Origin of the sequence: Psychrobacter glacincola (genome assembly GCF_904846215.1) — a bacterium.
In the GTDB taxonomy this organism is placed as follows: domain Bacteria; phylum Pseudomonadota; class Gammaproteobacteria; order Pseudomonadales; family Moraxellaceae; genus Psychrobacter; species Psychrobacter glacincola.
Map to the genome: position 1 here is coordinate 252,020 of NZ_CAJGZK010000002.1, position 18,099 is coordinate 270,118.

The window sequence follows — 18,099 nt, forward strand, 5'->3', positions numbered from 1 at the left end:
CTCTGAACAGCCTGATAATTTCTATTTATGTGTATCGTTTTATTGATGGTACCCTTCTATGCCTTTTAAACAAACAAAATTTAACAATGTTATCACTGACTATTCACTGTAGATTTTGTCCTTCACTTTTAGCGTAACGCTTTTGTTTTCAATAGCTTGGGGTCGTTTATTATCATAAACGACAATTATAGCCGACAAAAATGGTTTTTTTCGCCTTGACTGTGGGGTATACCCTATAGTTTATAATCTCTTATTAAATTTACTTATCCGGTTATCGAGCCTTTAATGTACTTTGATAACGGTAAATGCCTATGAATTTTTTATATTCTCTACGTTAAGATTTATCCATAAACTTTTTATACTGTCACTATTTATTATATGATATTTATATTGCCGAGGACATTGATGAAGCACTCTTATCTTGCGCTTGTAATAGCAACTGTACTATCTGGAGCTGTACTGGTTGGCTGTGACAAAAAAGAGGATGCCGCTGGCGACGCGGCGGCGGCACAGCAACAAATGCCACCCTCCGTCGTCAACGTCCAAACTGTTACTTTTGGTACTGTGCCACAAGTACAGACTTTTGCTGGACGCACCGCGGCTTATCAAACCGCTGATGTCCGCCCACAGGTGAATGGAATTATCGACGAAGTGTTGTTCCGTGAGGGCAGCAACGTCAAAAAAGGTCAGCCTTTATATCGCATCAATACGGATAATTACGCAACGTCTATTACCAGTGGTCAGGCGGCGATAGCACAAGCAGAAGCCAACTATCAGACAGCATTGGCCAATACTGCCAATGCAAAAGCGGATTTGACCAGCCGTCAAGCGTCGCTATCACAAGCACAAAATGACTTGCAACGTCTGCAAGGATTGGTTGCTATTGATGCCATCTCAAAGCAGCAGTACGACCAAGCACAAACTGCCGTGCGTACTGCGCAGGCCGCCGTACAAAGCGCCAATGCTGCTATCGGTCAAGCACAAGCGGGTATTGAAAGCGCAAAAGCAGGTATCCAAACGGCGAAAGCCGGCTTACAAGCAAGTACTTTAGATCTGAATCGTACCATCGTACGTGCCCCTATCTCAGGTCGTACGGATCGCTCGAGCGTGACTGCTGGTACATTGGTCAGCTCAGGTCAACCTACTCCTTTAGTGACCATTTCACGCCTAGACCCAATCTATGTCGATATCAGTCAATCTTCCTCTGAGCTGCTTAAATTGCGTCAGCAGATCTCTGCAGGCAAAGCACAGACTGGCTTGAACTCAGTTGAATTGGTGTTAGAGGATGGTTCAACCTATCCTGTACGTGGCGAGTTGTCATTGTCAGAGGCGAAAGTCGATGAATCAACAGGGGCAGTGACCTTACGCGCCATCTTCCCAAATAACAGCAATATCTTATTACCCGGTATGTATGTCACTGCGCGCTTAACCCAAAGCGTCATTACTCATGCGGCGTTAATTCCACAAAGCGCAGTCACACGTACACCTAAGAGTGAAACGCAAGTCTATATCGTCGATGAAAACAACAAAATCCAAGTTCGTCCGGTCACGATTAATGGTACTTATCAAGGACAATGGGTAGTCACTGACGGTCTTCAAGCTGGCGACAAAGTCGTGATTATCGGCGGCGCAAAAGTGAAGCCTGAACAAGAGGTTATTGCGAAGCCATTAGAAAATCCAAACCCTGCGCCTGCTGCAAAAGAGGCTGCTGCCAAAACACCGCAGCAAGCTGCACAATCAGCCGCCAAATAATTCCATTCAAAGCTAGGAAGACTTAGGGATTTACTATGTCACGTTTTTTTATTAATCGCCCTATTTTTGCATGGGTGATGGCTATTTTGATCATGCTCATTGGGGTGATATCGGTTATTAATCTACCGATCGAACAGTACCCACGTATTGCACCACCGACCATTTCGGTCAGTGCAAGCTATCCTGGTGCTAACGCACAAACCGTTGAAAACTCAGTCGTACAGATTATTGAGCAACGTATGAAGGGCCTTGATGGTCTGATGTATATGTCGTCATCGAGCTCGTCAAATGGTAGCGCCTCAGTGACGCTTACCTTTGAAAATGGCACTGATTCTGACACAGCTCAAGTACAAGTACAGAACAAACTACAAGCGGCAATGAGCTCGCTACCTGAATCTGTTCAGCGTCAAGGCGTCAACGTTAATAAATCGTCTAGCAGCTTTTTAATGGTGCAAGCATTTATTTCTGAAGATGACAGCATGGATCGGGCAGATATCGGTGATTATATTAACTCCAATGTCGTTGATTCGATCAGTCGTGTAGAAGGCGTGGGTGAAGTTCAAGTCTTCGGCTCTACCTATGCAATGCGTGTTTGGCTTGATCCTTCACGCCTACGCAGTTATAACATAGTACCGTCTGATGTCGTCAATGCGATACGAGCGCAGAATGCTCAGGTATCTGCTGGCCAATTGGGTCAAGCACCTGCTGACACCGACAAACAAGTTATTAACGCCACGGTAACGGTACAAAGCTACCTACAAACACCAGATGAATTCAAAGACATCTTATTAAAAACCGATAGCTCAGGCGCGCAAGTCCGTCTAGGCGATGTCGCAGATGTCGAAATCGGCAGTGAAAATTATAGCGTTGTTTCTTTATATAATGGCAAGGAAGCAGCTGCTTTGGGTATTTCACTCGCTGGTGGTGCGAACGCCCTTGAGACTCGTGAAGCAGTTGGCGCGCGTATGGCAGAGCTGGAGAAAAACTTCCCAGCTGGTCTGACGTCAGTCGTGCCTTACGATACGACGCCATTTGTACGCTTGTCTATTGAACAAGTCGTCATGACCCTGTTTGAAGCGATTGTGTTGGTATTTATCGTCATGTTCGTCTTTTTACAGAACTGGCGTGCGACTATTATTCCAACACTTGCTGTACCTGTGGTACTACTGGGTACGTTTGCAGTACTTTATATTGCGGGTTTTAGTATTAACGTCTTGACCATGTTTGCCATGGTCTTGTCCATCGGTCTACTGGTCGATGATGCTATCGTCGTGGTAGAGAACGTTGAGCGTATTTTGGAGGAAGATCCCGATATCTCCATCAAAGACGCGACCGTTCAATCAATGGGTGAGATCAGTAAGATTGTCATTGGTATTGCACTGATTTTATCCGCGGTATTCTTACCGATGGCTTTCTTTGGTGGCTCAACAGGCGTGATTTATCGCCAGTTCTCTATTACCTTGATCACCAGTATGATTTTATCAGCCATGGTCGCCCTTGTCTTCACCCCTGCCCTATGCGTCACCTTACTAAAACGTGGTAAAAGCCACGAAAAAGGCAGTACCGAAAAGCAGAAAGGGTTCTTTGGCTGGTTTAACCGTTCTTTTTATAAAGCCAGCCGCTCCTACGAAAACTTCGTCGGTAAAAGCATTCGTTTTAAATGGTTGTATTTAATTGGCTATGCGGCCATCATCGGTGTCATGGTAGTGGTATTCTTACGTATCCCTGGCTCGTTTTTACCAGAAGAAGATCAGGGTATTATGTTTACCTTGGTTCAACTTCCTGCGGGCTCGACATTAGATGATACGCAAGACGTACTCAATAAAGTAAAAGACTACTACGAGACCCAAGAAACCGATAACATTGCTTCTGTCTTTACCATTGCAGGCTTCAGCTTTGCGGGTCAAGGGCAAAATATGGGACTGGCATTCGTTCGCCTGTCAGATTGGGAGAAACGTTCCGGTGATGAAAATACTGCTCAAGCTGTTGCTGGTCGCGCAATGGGTTACTTCTTTACGCAGTTAAATGAAGCGCAAGTCTATGCGATTGTACCGCCGGCGATTACCGAGCTTGGTAATGCCAGTGGTTTTGATTTAATGATTCAAGATAATGGTAACCTTGGTCACGATGGACTACTTGAAGCACGTAATATGCTCTTGGGTATGGCCGCACAAAACGATCAAGTTGCTGGTGTACGCCCGAACGGTCAAGAAGACTCACCGCAGCTCAAGATTAATATCGACCAAGAGCAAGCAGCCGCTTATGGCTTATCTTTGGCGAATATTAATAGTGTCATATCAACCGCTTGGGGTTCAAGCTATGTCAATGACTTCATTGATCGTGGACGTATTAAACGCGTCTTTGTTCAAGGTGAGGCCAGCAGCCGTACCAATCCTGATGATATTGGCAAATGGTATGTACGAAATGACAGTAACGAGATGATTTCATTCGATGCCTTCTCTAACAGTGAATGGCAGTCAGGCTCACCGCGTCTGACCCGCTATAACAGCTTGCCATCAATGAATATCCAAGGTGCCGCTGCGCCCGGTCTAAGTACTGGTGAAGCGATGAGCTCGATGGAAGCGATGATCGAAAAGCTACCTGAAGGTGTCGGTTACGAGTGGACAGGTATGTCATTGGAAGAGCAAAAGTCAGGTGCGCAAGCACCGATGCTCTATGCCCTTTCAATCTTAGTGGTATTCTTATGTCTTGCCGCCTTGTATGAAAGCTGGTCTATCCCCTTCTCGGTACTATTGGTCATTCCACTTGGGGTACTTGGGGCAGTGATATTTACTTGGCTACGAGGTTTTGCCAATGACATCTATCTGCAAGTAGGTCTACTAACGGTAGTTGGTCTATCAGCCAAAAATGCTATCTTGATTATTGAATTTGCCAAAGAACATCAAGAGGAAGGTTATACTCTAAGAGAGGCCGTTACGACGGCAGCACGCCAACGTCTGCGTCCGATTGTCATGACATCGCTTGCCTTTGGTCTGGGTGTTTTGCCATTGTTCTTGGCGAGCGGTCCAGGTTCAGGCAGTCAAAACGCTATCGGTACCAGTGTCGTTGGCGGCGTCGTAACGGCGACCATCTTAGGCATCTTCTTTATCCCGATGTTCTATATCTGGGTGCGCAGTCTGTTCCCGCACAAGTACGAGAACAACAAGCCAAACGATAGAGATAATGATAGCAATGGCAGCGCACCTGAGCCAATAGAGCCGATGCCTTCTGAGAATTATCAGCCTGTAAGCCTTGGAGATAATACACAATGAGTGTTCAAAAAATAACGACCCTTAACTCAGCGACAGTGGCGTTTTCTGCCACCAACGCCCAACCAACGCTATCACGCTTACGCAAAAACAGTGGCCGTTTGCTTGGCTTAACTGCTTTAGCATTCAGCATGGCGGCTTGTAATACCATTCCAAAGGCTGATACGCGTCCTGTATTGGCGGTGCCTAATATTCCGATCGAACAAACCTATGGCGCGTTCGATAAGGAAACCGTCAGTAATGCTCAGCAAGCCAGTCTTGCTGGTCAACGCTGGCAGAACTTTTACAGCGACGAGCGTTTAAAAGGTCTGATCGCTTTAGGTCTTCAAAACAACAAAGACTTTGAAAATGCTCGTTTGGCGATTGAAAAAGCCCGTGCCCAGTATCAAATTACTGATATCAATGACCTACCTCGTATTGACGGTAATGCTGGATACTCTCGCCAACGTCAAAGAGGGACAACAGGTGATAATTATAACGTCAACCTTGGTCTGGCCAATTATGAGCTCGACTTTTGGGGTAAAATTGCCAGCTTAAAAGACCAAGCGTTGCAGAATTTTTTATCAACGACAGCAGCAAAAGATGCGACTCAAATCAGTCTGATTAGTAATATAGCTCAAAGCTATGCCAATTTGAGCTATAGCTTAGCGCAGCTACAACTGGCAGAGGCGACGGTAGAGAGCCGTGAGAAATCGCTGTTTATTGCTAGCAAACGCTTTGAAGCCGGTATTGACCCTAAGCTGCCGTCTTTGCAATCTAGCGCCTCACTTGAAAATGCCCGACTTGCCGTTTTACGTGCCCAAAGCAGTATTTTAAAATCACGTAATGCGCTGCAGTTCTTGGTTGGTGGACCGATTCCAACCAATCTGATTCCAACGCCTGCGGTCAGTAATATCACAAGTCAGCAAGTATTTAGTGCAGGCTTGCCAAGTGAGCTGCTACGCTATCGTCCTGATGTGTTGCAAGCCGAATATAATCTAAAAGCGGCTGGTGCGAATATCGAAGTGGCGCGCGCGTCTTATTACCCCTCTATCAGCTTGGCCAGTAATATTGGCTTGAGCAGCGGCAGTTTAAATGACCTGTTTAAGAGTGGTTCTGTAAGCTGGTCATTCGGTCCAAGCGTTAGTGTGCCTATCTTTGATGCTGGTCGCTTAGATGCCAACTATGATGTGGCACAAATCGAGCGTAAGCAGACGCTTGCAGGCTATGAGCGCTCAATTCAGACGGCTTTCCGTGAGGTCTCTGACGTCTTGGCAACTCGTGCGACCTTAGGCGAGCAATTAGAGGCGCAGTATCGTTTGCAAGACAACTTTGAGCAGACGTATCAGATTGCTGATGCACGCTTTAAAGCAGGTATCTCAAACTACTTAGACGTCCTCGATGCGCAGCGCTCGCTGTTTTCAACGCAGCAAGGTATTTTGGATTTAGAGCTGCAAAAAATCATCAGTCAAATTGAGCTTTATCAAGTGTTGGGTGGCGGTGCCAATCTAGATGTACCTACCGTGATTCCTGTACCGCAACATAGAAATCTGGTACAAGTAGTCAATGCAGCTGCCAATAGTAATAAGGCAAAAGCCACTGATGCTATCGATGCGGCAAGCTCTGCGCGTGTGATCTCGGCACAAGAAGCACTGGCAATTAAACAAGCAGAGCCCATAGAAAAATCAACTTTTAGGCCAACTGCTGTGGTCGATATCAATAATGATGGCAAGACTGATGCTGCGCTTGGGGTGATTACTGACGAGACGACCTCAAAAGAGACTCGCATCAAAGAAGTCAGTGTCGAGCAAGTGCTGGTCACGCAGATCATTGAGCCTTAACTCATAAAGCATCTATAATCGTGTGACGTACCTATATCACGTTGATAGTCGATAAGTATAATCAGCCCTACCGACTCATTATAGTAAGTCGGTAGGGCTTTTTGCTTTTGATAGTGCTTTTGCTTTTCATAGCTGGTATTGGGTATAGTATAGTCAGTCCTAAATAAAAGAAATACGAATGTTATCAATCACTACTGGGGTTAATTTTTCTTGCTTGCTGTGCCTATACAGACAGAGGCTGCGAATAATTAACCCCAGTAGTTCTGTACCCTTTTAAAAGTGGATTAACTATATTGACATTATGTGACATAGCTTTTTAAAAACCTCAGTAATTAAAAAAATAACCGTGATTGCAATGCAAATAAGGAAACAATATGACTTATACTTTTAACCGCCAATTTCCCGAAACTCGCCTACGTCGCCTGCGTTATAACGACAATATACGCGCGATGATTCGTGAAGTTGAGCTACATCCTAAGCATTTTATTGCCCCTGTTTTTGTATTAGAAGGCACTAACGAGCGCCAACCAATCGCTAGTATGCCGGGCGTTGAGCGCTTATCAATTGATCTGCTCATTAAGCACGCCAAAGACTTGTTGAGCGAAGGCGTCACGACCATTGATATTTTTCCAGTGATTGATAATTCACTAAAAACCCCTGATGGTAAAGCCGCTTATGATGCCAATGGCTTAAGTGCCCGCGCTGTAGCTGCGGTAAAAGATGCGCTGCCAGAAATGGTTGTGATGACCGATGTGGCATTAGACCCTTATACATCACATGGTCAAGATGGCTTGCTGGATGACACAGGCTATGTGATTAATGATGAAACGGTTGAAGTATTGGTCAAGCAAGCGCTCGTCCATGCACGCGCCGGCGCTGATATCATCTCCCCTAGTGACATGATGGATGGTCGTATCAAAGCCATGCGTGATGCCTTTGAAGCCGAAGGTTTTGTGAATACGGCTATCATGGCGTATTCAGCAAAATACGCCTCTGCTTACTATGGTCCATTCCGTGATGCGGTCGGTAGTGCTGGCAACTTAAAAGGTGGTCATAAAAAGCAGTACCAGATGGACTTTGGTAATCGTGCTGAAGCGCTACATGAAGTCGCCATGGACATAGCCGAGGGCGCTGACATGGTCATGATTAAACCAGGTCAGCCGTATTTGGATTTAATTCGTGAAGTCAAAAATACCTTTGGTGTACCAACATTTGCTTATCAAGTCTCTGGCGAATATGCCATGCATATGGCTGCGATTCAAAACGGCTGGCTAACAGATGCGGTGATTTTAGAATCACTCATTGGTTTTCGCCGTGCTGGCGCTGATGGTATCTTGACCTATTTTGCGCTTGAGGCAGCAAAACAGCTAAATAACGCTTAATTTCAGCCTATTTTTACTTATTATAGAAAAACCGTATCCGCTACTATTAAGCCTCGGGCACGGTTTTTTATTTCGTTACGCTAAAAAATCAGACTGCACTGTATCAAATAGCACTTTATAAATGTGCCCGCTCATGCGGCTCATCAAAGTCAATAACAGGACCAACGGGTACGATAGCTGTAGGATTGATCGTTGCGTGGCTGGTGTAATAATGCGCTTTAATATGATCCATATTTATCGTGTCTCTAACGCCCGGTACTTGATACAAATCACGCAGATAACCCCAAAGGTTCGGATAATCGATGATACGGCGAATATTACATTTAAAATGCCCGACATAAACCGCATCAAAACGCACTAAAGTCGTGAACAAGCGCCAATCCGCCTCAGTTATCGTGCTACCTATTAAGTAACGTTGGTCTGCCAAACGCGCCTCTATCATATCTAGGGCAGCGAATAACGCAACTACCGCTTCTGTATAAGCAGCTTGCGTGCTTGCAAAACCAGCTTTATAGACGCCATTATTGATAGCATCATAAACAAACGCATTTATCTCATCAATTTCTACTAGTGAATCAGCTGGTAGAAAATCACCAGCTACTGCCCCAACTTCATCAAAAGCTGAGTTAAACATACGAATAATCTCAGAGGATTCATTGCTGACGATACTATTGGTTTTTTTATCCCATAGTATTGGTACAGTCACTCGTCCCGTATAGTCAGACTTGGCAGCGGTGTAGACTTCGTAAAGATAGCTGGCATTAATAAGCGGATCAGCGATAACGCCTTGCTCCTCTGCAAACGTCCAACCTTTACCACCCATAAATGGATGTACCACAGATATCGAGATCATGTCTTCTAAGCCTTTAAGCTTGCGAAAAATTGTCGTACGGTTCGCCCATGGACACGCCAAAGAGACATATAAGTGATAACGGTTTGCTTCCGCTTTAAAGCCGCTCTCGCCTGTTGGACCTGCGCTACCGTCTACGGTTACCCAATTTCTAAAACCGGCGTCTTCACGCTCAAATCGTCCACCGCTAGATGCTGTGTCATACCATTTGTCTTGCCATTGCCCGTCGACCAATAGCCCCATGCCACTCTCCTCAATATTCTGTTTTGATATAATTTTACGGCACATACATACTATGAAATCATTATCATAATAAACACTCTGTTTTGAGAATTATCATACCAGTTATATATTGCCTAGCCATTAGCCTTTGTATTTCTGTTGACAATAAAATATAAACCAATTTTACTGACTATTTAATATAACTACATAAAAAATCTAATTCGCTCACTATAAAAGTGTAATAGTCAGTATTATGCCAATAAAAGAAGTTTATTAGAAAAAAGGCTTGCAAAGTAGTAGAAACTTGATAGAATACTCAACCTAAATAGGCGTATAGCTCAGTTGGTTAGAGCGCTACCTTGACATGGTAGAGGTCGTTGGTTCGAATCCGATTACGCCTACCAGATTCGAAAGCCCCAATCTTTATGATTGGGGCTTTTTTTATGCCCATTTTATAAGGGTTGTAGCGCAAAACTTCTATTTGATTCGTGTTGTAGCTGCTCTATTTTTATCAGTATTCTTTTTTCTTAAAAAAGCTCGGTGACCAAATGGTGACTAAAACGTGACCAACCTAAAATATCACTATCTTGTCTTCTCCGATATTTGACCTCTACTCCAAACTTTTCTTTACCACCTATTTAACTTCTTCTGATGCCTTGTTAGGGATATAAGTAAATAATTCACCCACACCCACATCTAGTGCTTCACAAATCTTATCCATGGTTTCAAAATCTATTCGCGAAGTCTGTTCATTATAGATTTTGTGCATTGTAGATTTACTAATGCCTGTCATCCTTATCAAATCAGCAACCTTCATTCTGCGCTCTGCTAATAAAACTGGCAAATTAGACACAATCATAATAAAAACCTTTATTTCATAAAAATTACTTGTATCGAATAACAAATAACGGTATATTAAGCGTATCGAAGTACTTTGTTGTTTTATAGAAGTACATTAATGTTCGATAGACTCGTAAAGTAGCTTAATTAACTTACAAGGAATCTATTATGTCACATACTTACCTGACAACCCAAGAGCTTTCTGAGCGTATCAAATACAATCCGCGCACGATCCGTAATGAGCTTAAGGATAGCGTACTTATTGAAGGCATTCATTACATACGTCCTTTTGGTGGTCGCAAGATTTTATACGTTTGGGAAGAAATTGAAAAAGACATGCGTACTGGTATCACCGGTAGCATCAACGCCATGGCATTGCAATAAGGAGAAATATGATGGCTAGCATTAGAAGCAGAAATAAGAGGCTTATAGTCGATTTTTATTATATGGGCAAACGCTGTCGGGAGACGACAAACCTGATAGATACTCCGGCAAATCGTAAAAAGCTTGAAAGTATTATTTTGAATATGGAAGCCGAAATTAGGTTAGGTATTTTTAATTATGCTAAATACTTTCCGAAAAGTGATAAGGCTGCAGAAATGGTGGCTTTGAACGATCGTAAGGAATGCATTAATACCAACGTTCCTTCCTTCAAGCAGTTCGCAACACTGTGGTTTTCTGAAAAGGAAATTGAGTGGCGCGATACTTACAAGCGCAAAATACAGGAGATTATTGATATGTATTTGCTTCCTGAGTTTGGTACTAAAGCCATTCATGTCATAAAAAAGACAGATGTATTAGCCTTCCGTTCATCGCTCGCCAAAGTAACGTACGGAAAAGCTAACAAACATCTGTCAGCGGCACGCATCAATTCGATAATGGTACCTTTGGGTATGATACTAAAAGAAGCCGCTAAACGCTATAAGTTTGATAACCCTTATTATGATATCAAGGCACTCAAACAGCCTAAAACTGATATTCAGCCTCTCACATTGGAGGAGGTTTGGACGTTTATTAATGGCGTGAGGGAGGATTATCGCCATTATTATCTGGTGCGGTTTTTTACAGGTATGCGTACCAGTGAGATTGATGGGCTGACATGGGATAACGTTGATTTCAATCGTCGTGAGATTGTCATTAAGCAGGCGTTAGTCAAAGGCAAGATTGTCCCTCCTAAAACACAGGAGTCTTATCGCGCCATTCAAATGTCTCCATGGGTTTATGAGGCGCTGAAAGAGCAACAAGAAATCTCTTATAGGCGTTCGGATTATGTGTTTTGCTCACATACGGGTGAGCCATTGGATTATAACAATGTGAATAAGCGTATTTGGCATCCCACACTTAAAGTTTTACGGTTGAAGAAGCGCAACGCCTATCAAACACGCCATACGGCAGCGACTTTATGGTTGGCGGCAGGTGAGAGTCCTGAGTGGATAGCCAGTCAAATGGGCCATTCGACGACTAAGATGTTATTTAATACTTATAGTCGCTATGTACCAAATATGACACGCCAAGATGGTAGTGCTTTTGAAGCGCTCGTAAATCGAAGCCAGATTACTCAAGCATGTACTGACAAGGAGACGTCAAAATGAAAATTATTGATTACGATAAGCTATTTGCCGAGTTTAAACCTAATGGCTATGTCAGTGAGGATGCAAATACTATCGCCAATATGCTGATTTATGATCTATGTATTCAACCTGGCTCTAATCTAGCGCGCTTTTTAGGAGTTAAGCCTTGCTTTGACAATCATATGGCGATGCGTATATGGGTACAGAAGCGCTTGGATGTGAGTCTTGGATATGTGGTTGAAGATATGTGTAGTCAGCTACAGAGCGAGCTTTACGAGCTACTCCCACAGTCTGGTTATGGCTACTAACGAGGAGAATATCATGAGTGTTAACTTTGTGTTCGACTCAAGCCTAGATGATGTAGCAAAGCGTTTGTGCCATGAATATTGGTCGTATTTATCACCCAATGACTATATCAATCACCTAAAGATACTTTGCTACGATTACAATATAAGGTCTGAGGAGTTGTTTGCTACGCTTGCAAAATGCCAGGTTTATTTAGATGACATACATTGCGAGTATTGCGGTCGTCCCTATCAACTAGATGTGCCAGCAGATATTCCCCATGCAAGACAACATAAATCTTGGTTTTGTGATGGATGCATCAGTTTTTCTGGGGGACAGCTTACGGTTAGTAGATAGATATTCAAGAGTATTTGATAACCAGATGGCCCATGCTGTCTGGTTTTTTTATGTTGATTATTTTCTTCTATGTAAAAAGTGTAGTGCTTAATCAGTCTATTTTCGAGGATTATAAGCCACCTATGCGGTGGTGAAGGCCCGCTACTAGCCCGCCCGCGACATGCTTAATTTCTAAGCCACCTATGCGGTGATGAAGTTTGGCCGGTAATGATTGCAATCTTACTCGCTTTTCTAAGTCACCTATGCGGTGATGAAGGGGGGCAAGGCGTTTGGTTGGCTGCAAGTTGTTTTCTAAGTCACCTATGCGTTATATCTAGTAGATAGTATATAAATAATGTATAAGGTATATAGAGTAAGGTTTGGTAGGAGAAAAATTTTTTATATATATAATATATACTATATAAAATACATGTTGGTTCAAGAAATTTTGCATAATTTATAATTTGATCTATAAGGATTGCATGAGTTGCTTCTGAAAGTCTTTGATATCATCGAAGCTGTTAATGCTGCTAGCCATTTGCTCAGCCAGTTTCTTGATGTCAGATTGGTTAGTCATTGCTTATTCTCCTGTTAGTGGATTATAAGCAGTTACACACTTTTTAGGAAAGGCTCGGCCAATATGGGAATGCCCATCGCTTTTGATAGTCGTGCTAACTACAGCTTGTTCAATGACAAGCTACCGTTAAAAGTAGATTCTGTTATCCATAAAGCGGTGGTTGAAGTTGACGAAAAAGGCACGGTTGCCGCAGCAGCAACGGGGATTGGTGTACAACTTGTTATGGCGACTCATAAAGCCGAAATTACAGCCGACCATCCCTTTATGTTTATGATTAAAGACAATAAAACCGATGCTATATTGTTCTTAGGGCAGGTAAATAAACTTTAGTAGGAAACAGCTCAATAAGGGTATGCCTATTGTGAACCAATCAGGCGCTCTAACTGGTTCGGTTCCCTAGTGAGGACTTGAATATTCGGTTGTACGCTATTGTTATCATCACTCCTAGTTATTTATAGTAGCTCCGTGTACACAGTAGTGTCCTTTTTAACATGAAATGGCGGTATATCCATTTCATGTTAAGTCACTGTAGACCATTAAGTATAAGACGGCCTTTAAACCACCAGGCTCCTGATCAACGTTCGATGACTTAAATTAATCTGTATACCATTGTCGTTCGCCTACTTAGCACTAGCACCGATGACTTTATGACTTGAGCCAGCGTGCCATTTGTCTTATTGGGTTTGTGTTAAGCACGGCAAATTGTACGTGTTCTAGCGAAAATCAAAAAACTCATAATGAATATTTTTGGCAGGAATACCATTTTCTTTCATTAACTCTTGTACTTTTCCTAAAAGCCCTTTTGGACCGCAAAAACTAATCTGAATCTGCTTTGGATTAACTTCACTGGCGACTTGCCGAATGGTTTCAGCCATGGCATTACTGCCACTTGGGTTGGCTACGAAATCTACTCCAGACTGTTCTGTCATCTCCTGCATACGCTCAACACTTGGAAAAACACGCGCAGGATCGAAGCAATATATCAGAGTGGCACGTTCAAAATGACCGATAGTTTTATCCTCTTGCCAAGAAATAAAGGGAGAGATTCCTACTCCGGCACCAATCCAGATTTCACGCTCTGCATTTGATATACGTTTAAAATTACCATGAGGCGCATAAATATCAGCCAACATACCCACTTTGGCTTGTTCATTTAGCTTTTTTGTATAATCACCCAATGCTCGAATCACAAAATGGATGTGTCCAGTATCAGAAGGTGCGTTAGCTATGGTAAAAGGATGCGGCTCGTGCAAACCTGGTTCTTTAAGAGAGATAAAGGCAAATTGACCAGCCTTAAATTGAAACCCTTTACGGACTGGCTCAAACTCCAAGTGTACCGCCGCTTTGCCCTGGGATATAGCGACTAACTTATACTCTCCGGCTTTGGCAATGAATGGGTACAATATCATCTTGTACAATGCTGCAATCACGCCTACAGAACAAAGTAGTGCTAACCAAATACCTGCTGGACTAGTCAGTGTGATGGGAGACTCAAAGCTCAGCCAATGTAGTATAACGATTAAAAAAAGTGGGCCTGAGAACTTATGCAACCAACGCCAGTTGCCATACGGGATTTTGCGATTCAGCGCCAGTAGTATAATCAGACCTAACGCGACAAGGCTGAGTTGACGCATCAAACGCGTCCAATATTTGGACAACTCCAAAATGGGCGCAAGATCCCAAGCGTCTAGCTTGGCTTTGAAGACAAAATGATAGACAGCGAAAATAAGTGCCCATATAGCAATCCACTTATGCGCTTCATAAACCCTGTCCAGACCGCCAAAGAGCCTTTCAATACCGTGCCAACGGCTAGCGAGTATGCATGAGCTTGCCATGCACGCTAAAGCCGAAGCACCCATTATCAAACTGACTGTTGCTGATGTGATCCACGTTTCAGAGGAAATTTGCATGAGTACAGTGATTGAAGTGATCAGTACGACACTACCGATCACTTGCCATGACTTTAAAGCCATAAGAATCTCCCGAAAAATTATTTTATTGCCGTTAAGAAAGCTTGATTTAACAAGTAGGTATTTATTGAGAAGTATGGCTAATAATACAGCCTGATTCTTAAATAATTCTTAAGTGGTGTATATGGCACGACGTAGGCTACCGGTTCGCTGCACAATGATTTACCTGTTTTAACGTCCTAAGCTCACCTTAAGATTTGTTTGTTGTAATAGCGATAAGGCAGATGATGTGATATCTCGTCTGCTTACGATATCTTGCTGATTTTCAGTGTTTAGCAGCGGGTGTTGTCAATAAACAAACAAATGATTAAGGAGTGACAACCATGAGCCAAAAAGACATCATTAATTGGGACGACTCTTCTGCACATGTACCGAACATGCCTAAAGCGAGGCAAGTAAAAGTTTGGGACCTATTAGTAAGAGTGACTCATTGGACAGTCGCAGCTGGTATTATTGCTAATCTGTTTTTTACCGAAGATGGTGGTGAGTGGCATGAGTATGTCGGCTATACCGTTTTGGGACTGGTGGTCATACGTTTACTTTGGGGTCTGGTTGGCACGCGCTATGCACGCTTTACTGGCTTTTTCCCCACACCAAAACGACTCAAACGGCATGTATCAGATTTAAGCGTTCGACGCGTTGATGAGCAGAATCTTGGTCATAACCCCTTGGCCGCACTGATGATGTTATCGTTATGGGCTGTGACTATAGGGTTAGGACTAACCGGTTATCTGATGGAAGCAGGGCTGTTTGGTGATAAAGAGGTGCTTGAAGAGATTCATGAGTTATTAGCAAACAGCTTATATCTACTGGTTCCTCTACATATCATCGCAGCGATTGCCATGAGTTACTGGCAACGCCAAAACCTCATTAAATCAATGATAACGGGCAAAAAAACGGTGACAGACAAGCCGACTACTATGAAATAAGTCAAGCGATGGAGCACTTATGGCACGCATATTATTGATAGAAGACGACAGCACCATCGCTGATGGAATTGTCCTTGGCTTAAAAAGTCATGGCATGATGGTGGATTGGTTTGGTGATGCCAAGCAAGGTGAGATGGCGCTGCAAGATGGCATGTTTGATGCGGTACTGCTGGATTTGACCTTGCCAAAAGGTGATGGCATGACCGTCCTAAAAAACTGGCGGGAAAAACACATAGATACGCCAGTATTGATTATCACCGCTCGCGATGCGATTGCCAATCGTGTGGCAGGACTCAATGCCGGCGCTGATGATTATTTGGTGAAGCCATTTGCATTAGATGAAGTGATTGCCCGTCTACAAGCATTGATGAGACGCAGCCAAGGTCGGTGTCAACCTGAAGTCCGTTATGGCGAAGTGGCCTATCAGCCTCAGAATCAGCAAGTCTCTTATCAAGGCAAAATGGTAGAATTAACCATCAAAGAAGTGGCAATCTTAGAGCAAATGCTGACCCACCCTAAGCAAATCCACAGCCGCGCAAGCTTAGAAGACAAGCTATATGGGTGGCAACAAGATATCGAAAGCAATGCCATTGAAGTACACATTCATCATTTACGTAAAAAACTGGGCAATGATTTTATCTTGACCAAACGCGGTATTGGCTACTATCTCAATCCAGTCCATAACCACCATTAACCACCGTTAGGCATTCAACGGTCTGTTTTTGGTGCCTCCACTTTGTCTGCTACTTGGTGAGCCTATGAAAAGTATTCAGCAACGGCTATTAACATCGCTACTGATTGGTTTACCTTTGCTGTGGGTGCTTACCTCAAGCTTTATTGCGTGGAAGCTTTGGCACGAAATCAATGAGATGAATGACACCCAAATCACTCAAGTTGCCCGTTATTTAATAGGGGTCGCCCCCAAAGAAGAGGACGATAAAGACCATCATAGGCAAAGGGATGATAACAAAAAGCACACGCCCAAAATCTATGCGTTAAAAAGTAAGCAGCTATCAGGTGATCTTGGTGAGGCTGAGGATGACTATATGGGCTTTGCCATTTGGGATAAAAAAGGCCGTCTATTAATGGCTGATGAAAATGGTCAATCATTTGCTTTTTTGCCAGACCAGCATGGGTTTTTAGAAGAGCATGATTCTGCCTATCAGCGCCTCAACCCTTTTAGTAAGCGCTGGCGTTTATTTTACGTCCATGATGATCATGACTATGAAGGTCGGGTCATTGCCGTCGGACAGAACCTCAAATCTCGCCGAGAGATGATTACTGATGCCATGTCCGTGCAAGTGCTGCCGATGTTGATTGGGCTATTTGCATTTATGGGTTTGGTGGTGTGGCTGATCCGGCGGGGGTTTATGCCGTTAACTCAGATTAGTAGTGCGCTTGAACAGCGTCAACCGCAAGATGATAGCCCCATCACAGCGGACGTGCCCAAAGAGATCCAACCGTTAGTGAGCGCCTTAAATGTCTTGTTTGTAAAAGTCGCGGATACCCTAGCACGTGAGCAGCGCTTTACCGCCGATGCCTCACATGAGCTTAGAAGCCCGCTTGCGGCGTTAAAGCTACAAGCTGATTTGTTACAGCAGCAGATATTGCAGTTATCTGGCGTAGAAGACGATAATCAGCTATTCTATCATGCCCAAAACATTAGCAATGGCATTGAGCGGGCCACTCATTTGGTCGATCAACTGCTGATTTTAGCCAAAATAGAACCGCAACAACAATTACCTCCTGAGCAATTAGAAAGTCCGGATTGGTTGATGCTAACGGATATTGTACTCAGTGATGTCAATCGGCTGGCTCGTGAAAAGCACATGCAATTAAAACGCACTGTGAACTGTGACAATCCTGCTGATATTCTACCCATCCTTATCAATCCAATTTTATTCAAACTGCTCATCCGTAACCTGTTGGACAATGCCATTCGCTATTGTCCCGAGGGCGCTTTGATTGAACTTCAGCTCGACACCAATGCTATTAGAGTGGTCGATAATGGCAGTGGCGTCGAGCCAGAACAACTGACGCGCTTAAGCGAGCGCTTTTATCGCCCAGCAGGTCAAAGCCAATTAGGTAGCGGTCTTGGGCTATCCATTGCCAATCGAATAGCAGAGCTGCACGGTCTGACGTTAGAGTTTGCTAACCGCTCTCAACCAGAAACTGGCTTTATCGTCACGATAAGACATAAAAAAGCGATATCAAGCATCTGATAAAACGATAAAAATTAATCGGCGTGGGCTTAAGGTTGAGTTAATATTTACCCCGTATGCTAGTTGTATTCCCT

At 43.6% G+C, this 18,099-nt stretch carries 14 protein-coding genes, 1 tRNA gene and 1 pseudogene; 12 read left to right on the top strand and 4 right to left on the bottom strand.

Annotated features, from left to right (window positions below; translation table 11 throughout):
* The first annotated feature begins 405 nt into the window (after positions 1-405).
* The 4 genes from JMW90_RS02170 (at position 406) to hemB (ending at position 8,223) form a co-directional block, all read left to right on the top strand.
* Positions 406-1,752, top strand: coding sequence for an efflux RND transporter periplasmic adaptor subunit (locus tag JMW90_RS02170; RefSeq protein WP_201561472.1), 1,347 nt, complete (start codon positions 406-408; stop codon positions 1,750-1,752).
* Positions 1,753-1,787: 35 nt separating this feature from the next.
* Positions 1,788-5,024, top strand: a complete 3,237-nt coding sequence (locus JMW90_RS02175; RefSeq protein WP_201561473.1) for an efflux RND transporter permease subunit — start codon at positions 1,788-1,790, stop codon at positions 5,022-5,024.
* Positions 5,021-6,841, top strand: coding sequence for an efflux transporter outer membrane subunit (locus JMW90_RS02180; protein ID WP_201561474.1), 1,821 nt, complete (start codon positions 5,021-5,023; stop codon positions 6,839-6,841). The genes JMW90_RS02175 and JMW90_RS02180 overlap by 4 nt, the downstream gene beginning before the upstream one ends.
* A 374-nt stretch (positions 6,842-7,215) precedes the next feature.
* Positions 7,216-8,223: a porphobilinogen synthase gene (gene hemB / locus JMW90_RS02185; RefSeq protein ID WP_201561475.1), complete on the top strand. Its 1,008-nt coding sequence runs from the start codon at positions 7,216-7,218 to the stop codon at positions 8,221-8,223.
* Positions 8,224-8,338: 115 nt separating this feature from the next.
* On the opposite strand, the gene JMW90_RS02190 is transcribed toward hemB, so the two are convergent.
* Positions 8,339-9,316 carry a glutathione S-transferase family protein gene (locus JMW90_RS02190; protein ID WP_201561489.1) on the bottom strand — a complete coding sequence of 326 codons (978 nt, stop codon included), beginning with the start codon at positions 9,314-9,316 and terminating at the stop codon, positions 8,339-8,341.
* Between the two features lie 306 nt (positions 9,317-9,622).
* Between JMW90_RS02190 and JMW90_RS02195 the strand changes: the two genes are divergently transcribed.
* Positions 9,623-9,699 (top strand) — tRNA-Val (locus tag JMW90_RS02195).
* Positions 9,700-9,929: 230 nt separating this feature from the next.
* Here JMW90_RS02195 and JMW90_RS02200 read toward each other — a convergent pair.
* Positions 9,930-10,154, bottom strand: a complete 225-nt coding sequence (locus tag JMW90_RS02200) for a helix-turn-helix domain-containing protein (protein WP_041773282.1) — start codon at positions 10,152-10,154, stop codon at positions 9,930-9,932.
* Positions 10,155-10,303: 149 nt separating this feature from the next.
* Between JMW90_RS02200 and JMW90_RS02205 the strand changes: the two genes are divergently transcribed.
* Genes JMW90_RS02205 through JMW90_RS02215 form a run of 3 tightly spaced genes read left to right on the top strand, consistent with a single transcriptional unit; the run spans position 10,304 to position 12,014 of the window.
* Entirely contained in the window at positions 10,304-10,519 is a 216-nt protein-coding gene (locus JMW90_RS02205; RefSeq protein WP_011959964.1) for a hypothetical protein, read from the top strand.
* Between the two features lie 11 nt (positions 10,520-10,530).
* The gene (locus JMW90_RS02210; protein WP_201561490.1) at positions 10,531-11,727 is read left to right on the top strand and encodes a site-specific integrase; all 1,197 of its coding nucleotides are present in this window, start codon (positions 10,531-10,533) and stop codon (positions 11,725-11,727) included.
* Positions 11,724-12,014: a hypothetical protein gene (locus tag JMW90_RS02215; RefSeq protein ID WP_102076905.1), complete on the top strand. Its 291-nt coding sequence runs from the start codon at positions 11,724-11,726 to the stop codon at positions 12,012-12,014. Before JMW90_RS02210 ends, JMW90_RS02215 begins: the two co-directional genes overlap by 4 nt.
* A gap of 788 nt (positions 12,015-12,802) precedes the next feature.
* Here JMW90_RS02215 and JMW90_RS14040 read toward each other — a convergent pair.
* Positions 12,803-12,904: pseudogene (locus JMW90_RS14040) on the bottom strand (transposase); the annotation flags it as partial.
* Positions 12,905-12,967: 63 nt separating this feature from the next.
* On the opposite strand from JMW90_RS14040, the gene JMW90_RS02225 reads away from it, so the two are divergent.
* Entirely contained in the window at positions 12,968-13,234 is a 267-nt protein-coding gene (locus JMW90_RS02225; RefSeq protein WP_011959968.1) for a serpin family protein, read from the top strand.
* A 383-nt stretch (positions 13,235-13,617) separates the two neighbouring features.
* On the opposite strand, the gene JMW90_RS02230 is transcribed toward JMW90_RS02225, so the two are convergent.
* Positions 13,618-14,877: a ferredoxin reductase family protein gene (locus JMW90_RS02230; protein WP_020444588.1), complete on the bottom strand. Its 1,260-nt coding sequence runs from the start codon at positions 14,875-14,877 to the stop codon at positions 13,618-13,620.
* A gap of 320 nt (positions 14,878-15,197) precedes the next feature.
* On the opposite strand from JMW90_RS02230, the gene JMW90_RS02235 reads away from it, so the two are divergent.
* The 3 genes from JMW90_RS02235 (at position 15,198) to JMW90_RS02245 (ending at position 18,025) form a co-directional block, all read left to right on the top strand.
* Complete coding sequence (locus tag JMW90_RS02235; RefSeq protein ID WP_020444589.1) at positions 15,198-15,803, top strand: cytochrome b/b6 domain-containing protein; 606 nt, start codon at positions 15,198-15,200, stop codon at positions 15,801-15,803.
* Positions 15,804-15,822: 19 nt separating this feature from the next.
* Positions 15,823-16,497 (top strand): response regulator, encoded by a 675-nt coding sequence (locus tag JMW90_RS02240; protein ID WP_020444568.1) that lies wholly within the window; start codon positions 15,823-15,825, stop codon positions 16,495-16,497.
* A 64-nt stretch (positions 16,498-16,561) separates the two neighbouring features.
* Entirely contained in the window at positions 16,562-18,025 is a 1,464-nt protein-coding gene (locus JMW90_RS02245) for an ATP-binding protein (RefSeq protein ID WP_011959972.1), read from the top strand.
* Positions 18,026-18,099: the final 74 nt, after the last annotated feature.